Below are 15,765 nucleotides of genomic sequence, written 5' to 3' on the forward strand. Positions count from 1 at the left end.
TCGGCAGTCTCGGCCTGATGCGCGCGATCGAGAAATTCGAATACCGGCGCGGGTTCAAGTTCTCGACCTATGCGACCTGGTGGATCCGCCAGGCGATCACGCGCGCGGTCGCGGATCGCGCCCGCACGATCCGCGTGCCCGTGCACGTCGGCGACCAGTACCAGCGGGTGCAGCGGCAGGCGCTGCGTTTTCGGCAGCGCACGGGCCGCCGGGCGACGCCGGCCGACCTCGCGGCCGAAACCGGCCTCGACGAGGACAAGCTGCGCGCGGTGCTCGCGCTGCCCGCCGAACCCGTGTCGCTCGACGCGCCGCTGCCCGATGCGGACACCGGTCTCGTCGAGCTGATCGAGGACCAGGCGTCGGCCAGCCCGTTCGAGCAACTGGCCGACACGCGGATGCGCGAATGCGTGAGGTCGCTGCTCCGGTCGGTCACGCCGGCCGAGGCCGACGTGCTGCGCCGGCGGTTCGGCCTCGGCGGCGCCGAGCCCGATACCTACGACGCGATCGCGCAGGACGCGGGCATGTCGCGCGAACGCGTCCGGCAGATCGAGAAGCGGGCGCTCGCCACGTTGCGCACGGCGGCCGAGGCCGAAAACGCGCAGTCGTTCCTCGACGCTTGATCGCATCACGCGACGCACGGTCGTGCCGCTTTCCGGCACGACCGTGCGCGTCGAACCTGTGCTACGTTTGCCATTGACGTGCGTCAAGTTTTCTTCATCGCGTGTCGCGACAATGATGAAAAGGCGACCGGCGCATCGTTCACCGTGTCCGTTCCGTTTGTGCTTCCCCAGGTCCCTCGCCATGCAGACGACCGTCAGCCAAACGTTCGAGGAAAACCGGCATATCGCGGCCTGCCTGCGCGAGGCGGCGCAGCGGCTGGCTGACCAGGGCGCGAATCCGTACCGGGTCGCCGCGTACCGCGCGTCGGCCGAGACGGTCGACGCGCTCGACCTCGACATCCGCACCCTGTTCGAATCCGGCGGCGTCGATGCGCTCGGGATGCTGCCCGAGGTCGGCACGGGCGTCGCCCAGGCAATGGCCGAGTTGCTGGTGACGGGGCGCTGGCGCCAGCTCGACCGGCTGTGCGGCGACGCCGAACGCACCTCCGCGTTCGAAGCGGTGCCGGGCATCGGCCACGCGCTCGCGCTGCGCATTCACGACCTGCTGCACATCGATACCCTCGAGGAACTCGAACGCGCGGCCCGCAACGGCCAGCTCGAAACGATCTCGGGCGTCGGCCCGCGGCGCGCGGCCGGCATCCGCGCCGCGCTCGACGACGTGCTGAGCCGCCGCCGGCGCTGGCAGGGCCACGTGCAGGACGCCGGCCCCGGCACCGAGCCGCCCGTCGAACTGCTGCTCTACATCGACCGCCTGTACCGCAACAAGGCCGCCGCCGGCGTGTTGCCGACGCCTGGCTTCGTGCAACGCGTCACCGCGCATCGGCGGCCGAATGCGGACGACTCCGTGCCGCTGCCCGTGATGCACATGACCAAGGGCGGCTGGCATTTCACCGCGCTGTGCCTGCATGCCGCGATGCGCACGCCGGAAGCGTCCCGCCCGACGGACTGGGTCTCGCTCTATTTCTACGACGCCTTGCAGCGCGAAAACCAGCGCACCGTCTTCACCGAAACGTACGGCTCGCTCGTCGGCAAGCGCATCGTGCGCGGGCGCGAGCAGGAATGCCGCGTGTACTACGCGGGATGAATCAGTCGTCGCCGGTTTCGTCGACATCGAACGGGACATCGAGCGCCGACGCGATCGGGCGACATGCACGGGTGAGCGCGCGCGATCGGCGGACGGAATGGTCTGCCGCGAGATGGAACCAGGTCGAATGCGGCCCGTGATCGTCTTTACTGTTCCGATTCGGTACGCCGAACCGGAACTTCACCATGTAGCCGCCCTTCCAGCGAACCGGAATCACCTGCCGCCTACGCGCCTTCCGTCTTCGTGCGGCGCGCCGGATGGCGATGCGCGGCGATCCGCAGCAGCTTCTGGAACGACGGGCATTCGAGATGGTTCGATGCCGGGCACACGGCCGCATGCCGCAACGCATCGCGCACGGCGCCGAGACGGCGGATCGTGCGGTCGAGTTCGTCGGCCTTGCCGTCGAGCTTCGCGCGATCGATCGCGGGCAGGCCGTCCGTGCCGACCATCGCGAGGATGTCGTCGAGCGAAAAGCCGGCCTCGCGGCCCAGTGCGACCAGCGCCAGGCGCTCCAGCACCGACTCGTCGTATTGCCGCCGCAGCCCGTGGCGGCCGATCGGCACGATCAGCCCTTTTTCCTCGTAGTAGCGCAGCGTCGACGCGGGCAATCCCGAGCGTCGCGCCACCTCTGCGATGTCCAGCCGGCTCATGCTTGACCTCAAGTGAACTTGAAGTTGCAAGATAGTCGCTCGACTCCATGAAGACAAGCCCGGACTGCCATGAAACCGCTGAAACGATGCCGTACTCCGCTGCACCGCGCAGCCCGTTCCCTGCTCTGCCGAGGGATGCGATGAGCGTGCCCGACGTCCTGCCCGACCTGCTGCTGATCGGCACGGGCGCCACGCTCGTGATGGATCTGTGGACACTGTTTCGGCGGCGTGCATTCGGCATTCCGTCGCTCGACTATGCGCTGGTCGGCCGCTGGATCGGTCACATGATGCACGGCCGGTTCCGGCACGCGTCGATCGTCGCCGCGGCGCCCGTACCGGGCGAACGCACGCTCGGCTGGATCGCGCATTACACGATCGGCATCGCGTTCACGGCACTGCCTCTTTTGATCGCAGGCCCGGCGTGGATCGACGCGCCGACGCCGCTGCCCGCACTCGTCACCGGCCTCGTCAGCGTCGTCGCCCCGTTCTTCGTGATGCAGCCCGCGTTCGGTTTCGGCATCGCGGCGTCGCGCACACCGCAGCCGGGCGTCGCGCGGCGGCGCAGTCTCATCACGCATTTGTCCTACGGTGTGGGGCTTTATCTAGCAGCGTACGCGCTCGCGGCACTGGCCCGTTGAGCACATGGACTCCCGGAGACCATAAAGGCTAGCGTCGGCTCAACCGAGCCGACCTCGATCCCCACGCAAGCGCTTCGTCCGGCATGGCGGCCGCATCCGTCCTGTGCCGGCCCGACGAAGGTCGCGCCAGGCATTGGCGCCCGCGCAACGACGATGACAACGCCACATGCCGGCATGGAGGCACACGCGGCGTGCTCGCGCGCTGCCACCCGGTGTTTTCAAGTCGTTCATCCGGCCCGGCCGACCGGCGGGCCACGTCATTCCCCGCCGCAGTCGATCAGGTTGTGGCGCACGCGCCCGAGCAACCGCACCAGCGTATCGCGCTCGTCGGGCGTGAAGCCGCGCAGCCCGTCGTCGGCGACGGTGTCACCCACCTCGAGCATCTGCGGAAAGATCTCGCGCGACTTGTCGGTCAGCCGGATCACGAATGCGCGGCGGTCGTCATCGTTCGCGATGCGCTCGATCCAGCCGTAGCTTTCCATCCGGTCGAGCAACCGCGTGAGCGAGATCGGCGCGATCTCAAGCCATTCGGCGAGCCGCGCCTGATTCATCTCGCCCTTCCACGTCAGGTACGCGAGCACGCGGCTTTGCGCGCGGGTCAGCCCGATGCGCTTCGCGCGCCGGTCGAACAGGCGTCCGTTCAGGCGGGCGACATCGGCGATCAAGTAGCCGATCCGGTTCTCGTAAGTCTTGTCCATGCGGCGATTATAGGGGTCAAGCCGGCCGTGCCCCGGCGATAAGCGGATATATAATAAGCGTGCTTATAATTCCAGCCATACCGGATCGCCGCCCACGGCGACCGCCCCGTGGAGACACCCGCTTGAATCCCGCCGCCGACGCCCCCGCCTCGCCCGCCCTGAACCGGCCGATGCTGACCCTGTCGATCATGCTCGCCACGCTGATCCAGACCCTCGACAGCACGATCGCGAACGTTGCGCTGCCGCACATGCAGGGCACGCTGTCCGCGTCGCAGGACGAGATCACGTGGGTGCTGACCTCGTATATCGTCGCCGCGGCGATCGCGACCCCGCTCACCGGCTGGCTGTCCGACCGGCTCAGCGTGAAACGGCTGCTGATCGTGTCGATCGCGGGCTTCACGGTTGCGTCGGCGCTGTGCGGGCTGTCCGAGACGCTCGTGCAGATCGTCGGCGCGCGCCTGCTGCAGGGCGTGTTCGGCGCCGCGCTGGTGCCGCTGTCGCAGTCGATCCTGCTCGACATCAATCCGCGCGAGAAACAAGGCCAGGCGATGGCGATCTGGGGGATGGGCGTGATGGTCGGCCCGATCCTCGGCCCGACGCTCGGCGGCTGGCTCACCGACAGCTACAACTGGCGCTGGGTGTTCTTCATCAACGTGCCGATCGGCGCGTTCGCGCTCGCCGGCGTGATGACCTTCCTGCCCGCGCGCGCGCCGCGCCCGCACGTGAAGTTCGACGCGTTCGGCTTCGCGACGCTGGCGCTCGCGATCGGCGCGTTCCAGGCGATGCTCGACCGCGGCGAACAGCTCGACTGGTTCGGCTCGTACGAGATCCGCATCGAGGCGATCGTCGCGGCGCTCAGCTTCGCGTTCTTCCTCGTGCATACGGCGACCGTCGGCAAGGCGTCGTTCTTCAAGTCGGAACTGCTGCGCGACCCCAACTTCGCGACGGGCACGCTGTTCATCTTCGTGGTCGGCGCGGTGCTGTACGCGACCCGCGCGCTGCTGCCGCCGATGCTGCAGAACCTGATGGGCTACCCGGTCGCGACCACGGGCCTCGTCACCGCGCCGAGCGGCGCCGGCACGATGATCGCGATGCTGTTCGTCGGCAGGCTGCTGAAATACGTGGATGCGCGGATGCTGCTGCTCGCGGGGCTGTCGATTTCCGCGCTCGCGCTCTGGCAGATGATGCAGTACACGGTCGTGCTGTCCGAAGCGGACATCGTGTGGCCCGGCGTGGTGCAGGGCTTCGGGCTGGGGCTCGTGTTCGTGCCGCTGAGCGCGCTGTCGTTCTCGACGCTGCCGCCCGACCTGCGCGCGGACGGCACGGCCACCTACAGCCTGATGCGCAACATCGGCAGCAGTATCGGCATCTCGATCGTGCAGACGCTGATGACGCGCAACACGCAGGTCGCGCATGCCGACCTCGCGACCCATATCACGCCGTTCAATCCGGCCGTCCAGGCGATGGCCGGCAGCCGCCTCGATATCGCGCTGCTCGACCGCACGATCAACCAGCAGGCGTCGATGATCGCGTACCTGAACGACTTCAAGCTGATGTTCGTCGCGACGCTGCTGATGATTCCGCTGTTGCTGCTGATCCGCCCGCCGCAGAAAGCGGCGAGCGTGGAGATCGCGCACGCGGCGATGGATTGACGGGCACACGCACGGCGCGCGCCCGCTTCGCCCCGCGTCAGACCTTCATCGTGCCCGTGCGCACATAGCGCTCGTGCCACGACAGCGCCTCGGCGAGCAGGTGCGGCGTGTGCTTGCCGAAGCTTTCGCGCGACGCGCGCTCGAAGTAATCCTCGAGCATCGGCCGGTAGTCGGGATGCGCGCAGGTCGCGATGACCTTGCGTGCGCGCTGCTTCGGCGACAGGCCGCGCAAATCCGCGAGGCCCTGCTCGGTGACGACCACCGCGACGTCGTGCTCGGTGTGGTCGACGTGGCTCGCCATCGGCACGATCCGCGAGATCGCACCGCCCTTCGCGGTACTCGCCGACATGAAGCACGACAGGTAGCCGTTGCGCGCGAAGTCGCCCGAGCCGCCGATGCCGTTCTGGATCTTCGTGCCCATCACGTGCGTTGAGTTCACGTTGCCGTAGATGTCGGCCTCGATCATCCCGTTCATCGCGATGCAGCCGAGCCGGCGCACGAGCTCCGGATGGTTGCTGATCTCCTGCGGGCGCAGCACGATCTTCTCGCGGAACGTCGCGATTTCGTCGGCGAAGCGCTGCACGGCGGCCGGGCTCAGCGACAGCGCGGTGGCCGACGCGAAGCGCAGCGTGCCGTCCTGCAGCAGGTCGAGCATGCCGTCCTGGATCACTTCGGTGTACGCGGTCAGGTTCGAGAAGCCGGCCGAGCTGAGCTCCGCGAGCACCGCGTTCGTGATGTTGCCGACGCCCGACTGCAGCGGCAGCAGGTTTTCCGGCAGGCGGCCGCGCTTCACTTCATGGCGCAGGAAGTCGATCAGTTGCAGCGCGATCTGCCTGGACGTCGCGTCCGGCGCGGAGAACGCATTGCTGCGATCCGGCGCGTCGGTCTCGACGATCGCGACGATCTTGTCGGCCGGGCAGCGCAGGTACGGCTCGCCGATCCGGTCGTCGCTCTTCGTCAGCGGAATCGGCTTGCGGTGCGGCGGCAGCGCGGTGCCGTAATAGACGTCGTGCATCCCGTCGAGGCCGAGCGGCTGGCGCGAGTTGACCTCGAGGATTACGTGCTTCGCGCGTTCGAGCCAGGTCTTGTTGTTGCCGATCGACGCGGACGGAATCAGCAGCCCGTCCTCGCGGATGCCCGCGACTTCGACGATCGCGACATCGAGATCGCCGTACAGCCCGAACCACGCGTACTGCGCGACGTGGCTCAGGTGGACGTCCTGGTAATCGACTTCGCCGCCGTTGATCTTGTCGCGCAACGTCGGGTCGGACTGGTACGGCAGGCGCATCGAGATGCCGTTGGTGCGGGCGAGCGCGCCGTCGAGTTCCGGCGCGGTCGACGCGCCCGTCAGCACGTTGATCCGGAAGTCCTCGCCGCGCGTGTGCGCCGCGTCGATGTGGGCGGCAAGCGCGGCCGGGACGGCCTTCGGATAGCCGGAGCCCGTGAAGCCGCTCATGGCGACGGTCATGCCGGGACGGATCAGCGCGGCGGCTTCGTCGGCGGTGCGGACGAGCGAACGCAGGGCGGGAGCGAGGATGCGTGATGAAGACATGGCTGGTTTCTGACGCTTGGGTCTGTCGTTGACGTCGCGGGGGGTGTCTCCTGAGCGACATGAAGCCCTTGGGGCCGCGAGGGGCGGCCGGCACCACAGGCACGGTCGGAGTATCGCAGAGGCCATCGCCGCGAAATGTCCGCCAGATGCAAAAGATCCTTGCCGGATTTGCCGGGTATCGAACGACCGTTCTGTGACAGGCGCGCCGTTTAAATCGGATGCACACGAAAGGTGCGCGAAAGCATCGGGCAGAACGACTGGTCGCCGATCGACAACTCACGCGCATCAATCGCCGAATTTCCAGTGCGCTTTATCGCCTGCGGATCGGCAATGACCGACGCCCGTCCGGCGCGGCCAATTGTCACCCGAGGCGGCTTGTCCCGACCTGACGCACGTCAAGCGCGCACGCGCCGCGCGACGCGCGGCGGGAAGCGCGCAAAGCCCCGCCGCACCGGCCTGTGAGGCCCGTCCGCCCTTGACAGTCGCGCGACGCGGACCACACTGGAATACGAATGCCGCCGCCCCGGTTGGCCGCCCTTTCGCGCATGCGCTTTTCGGCCGGCCGATCGCCGCAAGACGCGGTAACACTCCTTCATGTCAGGACATTGATCGAATAAAAAGCACCAAATTACAATTCCGTATATATTTCGCCGATGGACCAAAGAAAAACCGCCACACGTTCCGAACCGCCCCTGCCGCGCACCTGGGATGCGCGGCTGGCGCGCTCGCTTGTCCGACCGCTCGTCGACACGCCCGTCACCCCGAATCACCTCACTACCGTTCGCCTGCTGATCGGCCTCGCCGGCGCCTGGTGCCTCGCGCACGGCGGCTTCGGCTGGAGCAATGCAGGCGCGTTCCTGATCGTGCTGTCGAACTTCGTCGACCACACCGATGGCGAACTCGCGCGCATCAGCGGGAAATCCAGCAAGATCGGTCATTTTTACGACCTCGCGGCAGACGCGCTCGTCACGGTCGCGCTGTTCGTCAGCATGGGCGTCGGCATCGTCGCCCAGGGCGGCCAGATGGCCGCTTCGCCGGTGCTGCTCGGCGCGGTGGCCGGCGCGGCCGTCGCGCTGATCTTCTTCCTGCGCATGCGGATCGAATCGTTCGCCGGCAAGGCCGGCACCAAGCAGGCATTCGCCGGCGGCTTCGAGACCGAAGACGTGCTGTACCTGCTGCCGCTCGTGACGCTGTTCGACGGCGTCGAGCCGTTCCTGCTCGCGGCGTCGATCGGCGCCCCGCTGTTCGCCGCGTGGGTCGTGTTCGACTGGTGGCGCATCGTGCGGCGCCGCAACCTCCCGCAGAACCCGGCCGCCGCGCAGAACCCAACCGAAATCCAGGCTTCCAAATGACTCCTAGCACGCGCGACGACTCCGTGCTGAGCCCGGCACGCCCCGCGCCCGTGCGCGCGGCCGCGGCCGACCCCGATCGCACCGTGGCCGACCGCGTCGGCCAGCTCGACCTCGACCGCCTGCGCGGCGACTACACGCGCCAGGGCTCGTTCCTTTATCTCGACACCTTCCTGCCGGCCGACGCGCACGCGAAGCTGGCCGACGCCGCCCGCGCGATGCAGGCCGGCCTGAACCGCAATTACCTGCCCGGTCACAAGCAAGGCGGCAGCGTCAGCCGTCATACGATCGACGAGCAGGCGCCGTACATCGCCGAACTGTATCGCTCGAAGGCACTGATCTCGTTCCTCGAGAAAGTCACGGGCGACAAGCTGATGCTGTCGCCGGACGACGATCCGCACGCGTACGCGCTGTATTACTACACGAAGCCCGGCGACCACATCGGCTGGCACTACGACACGTCGTACTACGACGGCCGCCGCTACACGCTGCTGATCGGCGTGATCGACGAATCGTCGTGCCGGCTCGACTACGAGCTGCACACGCGCAATCCGGACGTCGCCGACGAACCGGGCTCCGTGCAGATCGCCGACGGCGGCATCGTGCTGTTCGACGGCGACAAGCTGCGCCACCGCATCACGCCGCTCGGCCAGAACGAGATGCGCGTGTCGCTCACGTTCGAATACGTGACGAACCCCGGCATGCGGCCGTGGAAGCGCTTCATCTCGAACATGAAGGACGCGATCGCGTATTTCGGTTTCCGCCAGGTGTTCAAGCAACTGGCAACGCGACGCACGACCGGGTCATGACACGCGCCGGCCTGATCCTGCTGTCCCTCGGGACCGCACTCTTCGTTGCACTCCTTGCCTGGCAGGGCGTCGGTGCGGTCGCGTCCACGTTCCTCGCGGCCGGCTGGGGGCTCGCGCTCGTCGCGGCGTTCCACGTCGTGCCGCTCGTGATCGACGCGATCGCGATCTCCGTGATGTTCCGCCCCGGCCAGCCGGGCGCCGAGCTCGGCAACGCGCTGCGCGCGCGCTGGGTCGGCGAATCGGTGAACAGCCTGCTGCCCGCCGGGCAGATCGGCGGCCCGGTGCTGATGGTGCGCCACCTCGCGCAGCGCGGCACGCGGATGGCCGACGCGGCGGCAGCCGTCACGGTCAGCACGACGATGCAGGCGCTCTCGCAGATGGCGTTCGCGCTGATCGGCATCGCCGCGTTCAGCCTGTATGCGACGCACGAATCGGTCGCGCACCTGCGCACGCCCGCGCTGATCGCCACCGGCGTGCTCGGCGCCCTCGCCATCGCGTTCTATGCGGCGCAGCGGCGCGGGCTGTTCGGCCGCGGGCTGCGCCTCGCGTCGAAGCTGCTCGGCCCGCGCGACTGGTCGTCGCTGGCCACCCGCGCCGACGCGATCGACGATGCGGTCGGCGCGCTGTACCGCGATCGTGCGAAGGTCGCGAAGACCTTCGCATTGAGTCTCGTCGGCTGGATCGTCGGCACCGCCGAAGTGTGGCTCGCGCTGCACTTCCTCGGGCACCCGGTGAGCTGGCTCGACGCGCTGCTGCTCGAGAGTGTCGGCCAGGCCATTCGTGGCGCGGCCTTCGCGATCCCGGGCTCGCTCGGCGCGCAGGAAGGCGGTTACCTGCTGCTCGCGCCGCTGGTCGGACTGCCGCCCGATGCGGCGCTCGCGCTGTCGCTTGCGAAACGCGCGCGCGAACTCGCGCTCGGCCTGCCCGGCCTGCTCTATCTGCATTTCAGTGAAAGAAACTGGCAGCGGCGCCGTGCGCCGCAGCCGCTCGCCGACTGATCGTTCAGATCCGCCGGCTTTTTGGTTGGAGAACCCATGCGAGCCATCATTCTTGCGGCAGGCCTCGGCTTGCGCCTGCAACAACCGCCCGAGGCGCAGTACCCGAAGTGCCTGCTGCGCTTCGACGACGTGTCGCTGCTCGAGCGCCATCTGCGCGTACTCGATGCCGCGGGCGTCGACGAGATCGTGCTTGGGCTGGGCTTCCAGCACGAGAAGGTCGAGCAGGAATTGAAGCGTCTCGGCCGCCAGGCCGAGATCGTGATCAACGACCGCTACGACCTCGGCAGCGTGCTGACCGTGCATACCGTCGCCGAGGCGATGACGCGCGGCGGCGACGTGCTGCTGATGGACGCCGACGTGCTGTATGACGAGAACATCCTGCACGCGCTGGTGGCCGATGCCGACAAGGCGGTCGACCGCCTGCTGATCGATCGCGACTTCGAAGCCGGCGACGAGCCCGTCAAGCTGTGCCTGAAGAACGGCGTGCCCGTCGAGCTGCGCAAGCAGCTTGCAATCGACCTCGACTACGACACGATCGGCGAATCGGTCGGCTTCTTCCGCTTCACCGAAGGCACCGCGCGCCGCCTCGCGACGATCGTCGCGGGCTACGTCGACAGCGGCCGCGCGAACATGCCGCACGAAGAAGCCGTGCGCGACCTGCTGCTCGAAGGCGGTCACTCGTTCGACGTCGCCGACGTCACCGGCTCGCCGTGGATCGAGATCGACTTCCCGAACGACGTCGCTCGCGCCACGCAAGAAATCCTCCCCCTGATTCAACGCACTACCGCAGGAGTCGCACGATGAACGCACGCGAACCCAATTTCACCGAATCGCGCAGCGCACGCCTGCGCCGCATGCTCGTCAGCAGCGACCTCGAATTCCTGATGGAAGCGCACAACGGCCTGTCCGCGCGGATCGTCCGCGAAGCCGGCTTCAAGGGCATCTGGGCATCGGGCCTCGCGATCTCCGCGCAGTTCGGCGTGCGTGACAACAACGAGGCGAGCTGGACCCAGGTCGTCGACGTGCTCGAATTCATGGCGGACGCGAGCGACCTGCCGATCCTGCTCGACGGCGACACCGGCTACGGCAACTTCAACAACGTGCGCCGCCTCGTGAAGAAGCTCGAGCAGCGCGGCATCGCCGGCGTCTGTATCGAGGACAAGCAGTTCCCGAAGACCAACAGCTTCATCGGCGGCGAGCGCCAGCCGCTCGCGGAAATCGACGAGTTCTGCGGCAAGATCAAGGCCGGCAAGGATTCGCAGACCGATCCCGACTTCTCGATCGTCGCGCGTGTCGAAGCGCTGATCGCCGGCTGGGGCATGGACGAGGCGCTGCGCCGCGCGAACGCGTACGCGGAAGCCGGCGCCGACGCGATCCTGATCCACAGCAAGCTGTCGCGTCCGGACGAGATCCTGCAATTCGCACGCGAATGGAGCGGCAAGGCGCCGCTGGTGATCGTGCCGACCAAGTACTACAGCACGCCGACCGACGTGTTCCGCCAGGCCGGCATCAGCACCGTGATCTGGGCGAACCACCTGATCCGCGCGTCGGCCTCCGCGATGCAGGCGACCGCACGCGAGATCCACGAGAGCGAAACGCTGATCAACGTCGAAGACCGCGTTGCATCGGTCAACGAGATCTTCCGCCTGCAGGACGCCGACGAATACTCGGCGGCCGAGCGTATCTACCTGTCGTCGTCGTCGCGCGCGTCGAACGCGGCGATCGTGCTCGCCGCGAGCCGCGGCAAGGGCCTCGAAGCCGTGACCGAAGACAAGCCGAAGGTCATGCTGCCGGTCGCCGGCAAGCCGCTGCTGCGCTGGCTCGTCGACGGCTTCAAGACGCACGGCGTGAACGACATCACCGTGGTCGGCGGCTATCGCGCCGACGCGATCGACACGTCGGGCATCAAGCTCGTCGTCAACGAACGCCATGCACAGACGGGCGAACTCGCGTCGCTCGCCTGCGCGGCCGACCGCCTGACCGGCGACACCGTGATTTCGTACGGCGACCTGCTGTTCCGCAGCTACATCGTGCGCGACCTCGCGGAGAGCGAGGCCGAGTTCAGCGTGGTGGTCGATTCGTCGCTCACCGAGACCAACCAGAGCGTGCGCGATTTCGCGCTCTGCTCCGCCGCGGACGATCGCGGCCTGTTCGGCCAGAAGACGTTCCTGCAACGCGTCTCGAGCGACGTCGCCGCAGGCACGCCGCACGGCCGCTGGATCGGCCTGCTGAACGTGCGCGGCGCCGGTGTCGATCGCCTGAAGGCCATGCTCGCGACGCTGCAGGCCCGTCCTGATTTCGACACGCTCGATATCCCGTCGCTGCTCAACGAACTGATCGCCGCCGGCGAGAAGATCGAGGTGCAGTACGTGCACGGCCACTGGCGCGGCGTCAACGATCTCGAGGACTTCCGCCGCGCGGGCGACTTCGCGCACGGCCAGACGCCGCTGTCCGAACCGGGTGCCGGCAACGGGGGCGCGCAATGATCGACGCGGCCCAGTTCGTCGAGGCCGCGCGCGCGCGCGGTTTCGACTGGTACGCGGGCGTGCCCTGCTCGTACCTGACGCCGTTCATCAATTACGTGCTGCAGGACCCGACGCTGAATTACGTGTCGGCCGCGAACGAAGGCGACGCGGTCGCGCTGATCGCGGGTGCGACGCTCGGCGGCAAGCGCGGCATCGCGATGATGCAGAACTCGGGGCTCGGCAACGCGGTGAGCCCGCTCACGTCGCTCACGTGGACGTTCCGGCTGCCGCAGTTGCTGATCGTCACGTGGCGCGGCCAGCCGGGCGTGGCCGACGAGCCGCAGCACGCGCTGATGGGCCCAATCACGCCCGCGATGCTCGACACGATGGAGATCCCGTGGGAGACGTTCCCGACCGACCCCGCACAGGTCGGCCCGGCACTCGACCGCGCGATCGCGCACATGGACGCGACGGGCCGCCCGTACGCGCTCGTGATGCAGAAAGGCAGCGTCGCGCCGTATGAACTGAAATCGAATCCGGCCGCGAAGCCGCGTGCGCATGTCGCCGCGCAAGCGTCGTCGCGCGCGGCGTCGGCCGAAGCCTGGCCGACCCGTCACGACGCGCTGCAGCGCGTGATCGCGCATACGCCGGTCGACTCGACCGTCGTGCTCGCGTCGACCGGCTTCTGCGGCCGCGAACTCTACGCCATCGACGATCGCCCGAACCAGCTGTACATGGTCGGCTCGATGGGCTGCGTGACGCCGATGGCGCTCGGCCTCGCGCTTGCGCGCCCCGACCTGCGTGTCGTTGCGGTCGACGGCGACGGCGCCGCGCTGATGCGCATGGGCGTGTTCGCGACGCTCGGCACCTACGGCCCGGCCAACCTCACGCACGTGCTGCTCGACAACGGCGCGCACGAATCGACGGGTGGCCAGGCCACCGTGTCGCAACATGTTTCGTTCGCGGGTGTGGCTGCCGCGTGCGGGTATGCGTCGGCGGTCGAAGGCGACACGCTGGACGTGCTTGATACGGCGCTTGCTTCGTCGGCCGATGGTGCGCAGTTCGTGCGACTGGCGATCCGCACCGGCGTGCCCGACGGCCTGCCCCGCCCGACCGTCACGCCGGTCGAGGTCAAGACCCGTCTGATGCGGCACATCGGCGCCGCGCAGACCGAAGCCCACGTTGAAGGAGCCCATTGATGCTGCTGCTGAACCCCGGCCCGGTCACGCTCACCGAACGCGTGCGCCGCAGCCTGCTGCAACCCGACCTGTGCCATCGCGAAAGCGAATTCTTCGATCTGCAGGATGAGGCGCGTGCGCGTCTCGTTGCTGCGTATGAGCTTGATCCGGCCGAGTGGACGGCTGTGCTGATGACGGGCTCGGGTACGGCCGCTGTCGAAAGCATGATCGCGGCACTCGTGCCGAAGGACGGCAAGCTGCTCGTGATCGAGAACGGTGTTTATGGCGAGCGGATTACGCAGATCGCGACGCAGTATGGGATCGCGCATGAGGTGCTCAAGCATGAGTGGATGCAGGCGCCTGATCTTGCGCAAATCGCCGCGCGCCTCGACGCGGGTGGTTACTCGCATGTCGCCGTGATCCATCACGAAACGACGACGGGTCGCCTGAACGATCTCGGCGCGATCGCGGAAGTCTGCCGTTCGCGCGGCGTGAAGATGCTCGTTGACGGTGTAAGCAGCTTTGGCGCGGAAGCGATCGATTTTGCCGGCGGTGACATCGACGCCGTTGCCGCGACCGCGAACAAGTGCCTGCACGGCGTGCCGGGCGCAGCGTTCGTGATCGTGCGTCGTAGTGCGCTCGTGAAGGCTGCAAGCCGTACTTACTACCTCGACCTCGGCCGTCTCGCGAAGCTGCAGGATCAGCGCAATACGCCGTTCACGCCTTCCGTGCATGCTTATTACGCACTTGTCGAGGCGCTGCGCGAGTTTGACGAAGCCGGCGGCTGGCGTGCGCGGCATGCGCATTACAAGGCGCTCGCCGATCAGGCGCAAGCCGGGCTCGCGGCGCGCGGGATGCCGCTGGTGTTGCCGGAAGGTGAATCGTCGGTCGTTCTTCGTGCTTATCGGTTGCCGCAAGGTGTGACGTACGAGACGCTGCATGACGGGCTGAAGGCGCGTGGCTTCGTGATCTATGCGGGGCAAGGCGGGTTGTCGAAGGAATTGTTCCGCATCTCGACGATGGGCGCGATTCAGGCGGCTGACGTTGAGCGGTTGCTGGAAGGGTTTACGGCGTTGACGCGGTAAGTGGCCATGTTTCCCGCCCGTTAACGGAAAGGCCCTTATGGGCCTTTTTTTGCATCCTTCTTTGTTCCCGCCGAGACTCATGACGACCTCTCCAGACGCAAACCAACCCGCTGCCCAGGATAAAAAGCTGCGCAAGAAAGGAACCCACGGCGGCGACTTCGTCGATCCGCTTGACCCATCGAAAAGAATCGCCGGAACGTGCGTTGGAGTGGGCGATTTTTGGCAATGGGCGTACTCCGACATCGGCAGTGGCACGCTTCGCGGCGACCTCGCCGAATTCCTGGTGCGCACCGCCCTGTTCAGGACTCAACCGGACGCCTATCCGACCAGGAAGGTGATGGATCATGTCGATTTCGAATGGTTTCCTTCCGAGGAACACTTCGAGCTCGTCGGCGATCGACGGTCGTTCTGGCTGGAGGTCAAGTCGTCCGTACAGCGGCTGGACAGCGAGGGTAACGTCGTCGCAAAGGGGAAGGAGCAGTACGGGGTCGAGGAACATGAAGGATGGGATCGTCACAGCCCCGAATTCCCGATCGTCAAGCTCAAACGGCTCTGGGCCGATCTGTATGTGTTCTGCAGGCTCACCGTCAAGGCACCCTACGATCGAATCGAATCCGCGCTCCATTATGCGAACTGGCGCTTCCTCGTCGTGCCCACGTATGCGTTGCTTGAGGAAATCAGGAAGCAACCCGATCCGGAACCCGAGGAAATAGCAAGTAATGAAACTCGCTCGAAACCGGGAAGGAAGCGGACCAAACAGGAATCGTTGATCGACGCATATGTATCAAACCGACAAGACTGGATCGGTTTTTACGACCTGCTGGAAGCGCTCGAGAAACTCGTCAAAAACCCGGAGAGTCTCAAGCTAATCCTCGAAAGAATGAAGGAAAATGAAATGGAGCTGGCTAAAGAAAGATGGCCGTCCAGCAAGGACAAAGCCTCGACCGTCCCTGACCAATAGCCGGTCTATCGACTGCATCGATTCGA

15 protein-coding genes are annotated in these 15,765 nt (G+C 66.9%); 12 read left to right on the forward strand and 3 right to left on the reverse strand.

From position 1 onward, the window contains the following. Together G3N96_RS21975 and G3N96_RS21980 are read left to right on the forward strand one after the other, a co-directional pair. On the forward strand, window positions 1–620 hold a 620-nt coding region (locus G3N96_RS21975; RefSeq protein WP_206138451.1), incomplete at its 5' end, for a sigma-70 family RNA polymerase sigma factor. A 181-nt stretch (window positions 621–801) separates the two neighbouring features. After that, a complete protein-coding gene (locus G3N96_RS21980; protein WP_124577559.1) occupies window positions 802–1,704 on the forward strand; it encodes a helix-hairpin-helix domain-containing protein in 903 nt (300 codons plus the stop codon). A 224-nt stretch (window positions 1,705–1,928) separates the two neighbouring features. Here the strand turns inward: G3N96_RS21980 and G3N96_RS21985 are convergent, their stop codons facing one another. After that, window positions 1,929–2,354 (reverse strand): helix-turn-helix domain-containing protein, encoded by a 426-nt coding sequence (locus G3N96_RS21985; RefSeq protein WP_089497199.1) that lies wholly within the window; start codon window positions 2,352–2,354, stop codon window positions 1,929–1,931. Between the two features lie 140 nt (window positions 2,355–2,494). Here G3N96_RS21985 and G3N96_RS21990 point away from each other — a divergent pair, with 140 nt between their 5' ends. Further along, window positions 2,495–2,992 carry a DUF2938 domain-containing protein gene (locus G3N96_RS21990; RefSeq protein ID WP_206138452.1) on the forward strand — a complete coding sequence of 166 codons (498 nt, stop codon included), beginning with the start codon at window positions 2,495–2,497 and terminating at the stop codon, window positions 2,990–2,992. Between the two features lie 257 nt (window positions 2,993–3,249). Here G3N96_RS21990 and G3N96_RS21995 read toward each other — a convergent pair whose 3' ends face one another. After that, window positions 3,250–3,690 (reverse strand): MarR family transcriptional regulator, encoded by a 441-nt coding sequence (locus G3N96_RS21995; protein WP_047850156.1) that lies wholly within the window; start codon window positions 3,688–3,690, stop codon window positions 3,250–3,252. Between the two features lie 122 nt (window positions 3,691–3,812). On the opposite strand from G3N96_RS21995, the gene G3N96_RS22000 reads away from it, so the two are divergent. Next, window positions 3,813–5,342: a DHA2 family efflux MFS transporter permease subunit gene (locus G3N96_RS22000; protein WP_069251324.1), complete on the forward strand. Its 1,530-nt coding sequence runs from the start codon at window positions 3,813–3,815 to the stop codon at window positions 5,340–5,342. A 37-nt stretch (window positions 5,343–5,379) separates the two neighbouring features. Here G3N96_RS22000 and G3N96_RS22005 read toward each other — a convergent pair whose 3' ends face one another. Further along, window positions 5,380–6,894 (reverse strand): acetyl-CoA hydrolase/transferase family protein, encoded by a 1,515-nt coding sequence (locus G3N96_RS22005; RefSeq protein ID WP_206138453.1) that lies wholly within the window; start codon window positions 6,892–6,894, stop codon window positions 5,380–5,382. Window positions 6,895–7,547: 653 nt separating this feature from the next. Between G3N96_RS22005 and G3N96_RS22010 the strand changes: the two genes are divergently transcribed. The 8 genes from G3N96_RS22010 to G3N96_RS22045 all read left to right on the forward strand — a co-directional run bounded on the left by G3N96_RS22010 (window position 7,548) and on the right by G3N96_RS22045 (window position 15,739). After that, window positions 7,548–8,246 (forward strand): CDP-alcohol phosphatidyltransferase family protein, encoded by a 699-nt coding sequence (locus G3N96_RS22010; protein WP_206138454.1) that lies wholly within the window; start codon window positions 7,548–7,550, stop codon window positions 8,244–8,246. Then, window positions 8,243–9,052 (forward strand): 2OG-Fe(II) oxygenase, encoded by an 810-nt coding sequence (locus G3N96_RS22015; RefSeq protein ID WP_089442773.1) that lies wholly within the window; start codon window positions 8,243–8,245, stop codon window positions 9,050–9,052. Before G3N96_RS22010 ends, G3N96_RS22015 begins: the two co-directional genes overlap by 4 nt. Beyond that, window positions 9,049–10,050 (forward strand): HpnL family protein, encoded by a 1,002-nt coding sequence (locus G3N96_RS22020; protein WP_124577549.1) that lies wholly within the window; start codon window positions 9,049–9,051, stop codon window positions 10,048–10,050. The genes G3N96_RS22015 and G3N96_RS22020 overlap by 4 nt, the downstream gene beginning before the upstream one ends. Window positions 10,051–10,086: 36 nt before the next feature. Next, the gene (locus G3N96_RS22025) at window positions 10,087–10,854 is read left to right on the forward strand and encodes a phosphocholine cytidylyltransferase family protein (protein ID WP_206138455.1); all 768 of its coding nucleotides are present in this window, start codon (window positions 10,087–10,089) and stop codon (window positions 10,852–10,854) included. Then, window positions 10,851–12,536, forward strand: a complete 1,686-nt coding sequence (aepX, locus tag G3N96_RS22030; protein WP_089474646.1) for a phosphoenolpyruvate mutase — start codon at window positions 10,851–10,853, stop codon at window positions 12,534–12,536. Before G3N96_RS22025 ends, aepX begins: the two co-directional genes overlap by 4 nt. After that, window positions 12,533–13,714, forward strand: coding sequence for a phosphonopyruvate decarboxylase (gene aepY, locus G3N96_RS22035; protein WP_206138456.1), 1,182 nt, complete (start codon window positions 12,533–12,535; stop codon window positions 13,712–13,714). The genes aepX and aepY overlap by 4 nt, the downstream gene beginning before the upstream one ends. After that, window positions 13,714–14,778, forward strand: a complete 1,065-nt coding sequence (locus G3N96_RS22040; protein ID WP_206138457.1) for a 2-aminoethylphosphonate aminotransferase — start codon at window positions 13,714–13,716, stop codon at window positions 14,776–14,778. Before aepY ends, G3N96_RS22040 begins: the two co-directional genes overlap by 1 nt. 79 nt (window positions 14,779–14,857) lie before the next feature. Continuing rightward, window positions 14,858–15,739: a hypothetical protein gene (locus tag G3N96_RS22045; protein WP_206138458.1), complete on the forward strand. Its 882-nt coding sequence runs from the start codon at window positions 14,858–14,860 to the stop codon at window positions 15,737–15,739. Window positions 15,740–15,765 lie beyond the last annotated feature (26 nt).

The sequence above is a fragment of the Burkholderia sp. Se-20373 genome, assembly GCF_017104705.1.
In the GTDB taxonomy this organism is placed as follows: Bacteria; Pseudomonadota; Gammaproteobacteria; order Burkholderiales; family Burkholderiaceae; genus Burkholderia.

Bases quoted from the DNA above. Each gene is read 5' to 3' on its own strand.
- G3N96_RS21980 (WP_124577559.1), top strand. From the start codon at position 802: ATGCAGACGACCGTCAGCCAAACGTTCGAGGAAAACCGGCATATCGCG.
- G3N96_RS21985 (WP_089497199.1), bottom strand. From the start codon at position 2,354: ATGAGCCGGCTGGACATCGCAGAGGTGGCGCGACGCTCGGGATTGCCC.
- G3N96_RS21990 (WP_206138452.1), top strand. From the start codon at position 2,495: ATGAGCGTGCCCGACGTCCTGCCCGACCTGCTGCTGATCGGCACGGGC.
- G3N96_RS21995 (WP_047850156.1), bottom strand. From the start codon at position 3,690: ATGGACAAGACTTACGAGAACCGGATCGGCTACTTGATCGCCGATGTC.
- G3N96_RS22005 (WP_206138453.1), bottom strand. From the start codon at position 6,894: ATGTCTTCATCACGCATCCTCGCTCCCGCCCTGCGTTCGCTCGTCCGC.
- G3N96_RS22010 (WP_206138454.1), top strand. From the start codon at position 7,548: ATGGACCAAAGAAAAACCGCCACACGTTCCGAACCGCCCCTGCCGCGC.
- G3N96_RS22015 (WP_089442773.1), top strand. From the start codon at position 8,243: ATGACTCCTAGCACGCGCGACGACTCCGTGCTGAGCCCGGCACGCCCC.
- G3N96_RS22020 (WP_124577549.1), top strand. From the start codon at position 9,049: ATGACACGCGCCGGCCTGATCCTGCTGTCCCTCGGGACCGCACTCTTC.
- G3N96_RS22025 (WP_206138455.1), top strand. From the start codon at position 10,087: ATGCGAGCCATCATTCTTGCGGCAGGCCTCGGCTTGCGCCTGCAACAA.
- aepX (WP_089474646.1), top strand. From the start codon at position 10,851: ATGAACGCACGCGAACCCAATTTCACCGAATCGCGCAGCGCACGCCTG.
- aepY (WP_206138456.1), top strand. From the start codon at position 12,533: ATGATCGACGCGGCCCAGTTCGTCGAGGCCGCGCGCGCGCGCGGTTTC.
- G3N96_RS22040 (WP_206138457.1), top strand. From the start codon at position 13,714: ATGCTGCTGCTGAACCCCGGCCCGGTCACGCTCACCGAACGCGTGCGC.
- G3N96_RS22045 (WP_206138458.1), top strand. From the start codon at position 14,858: ATGACGACCTCTCCAGACGCAAACCAACCCGCTGCCCAGGATAAAAAG.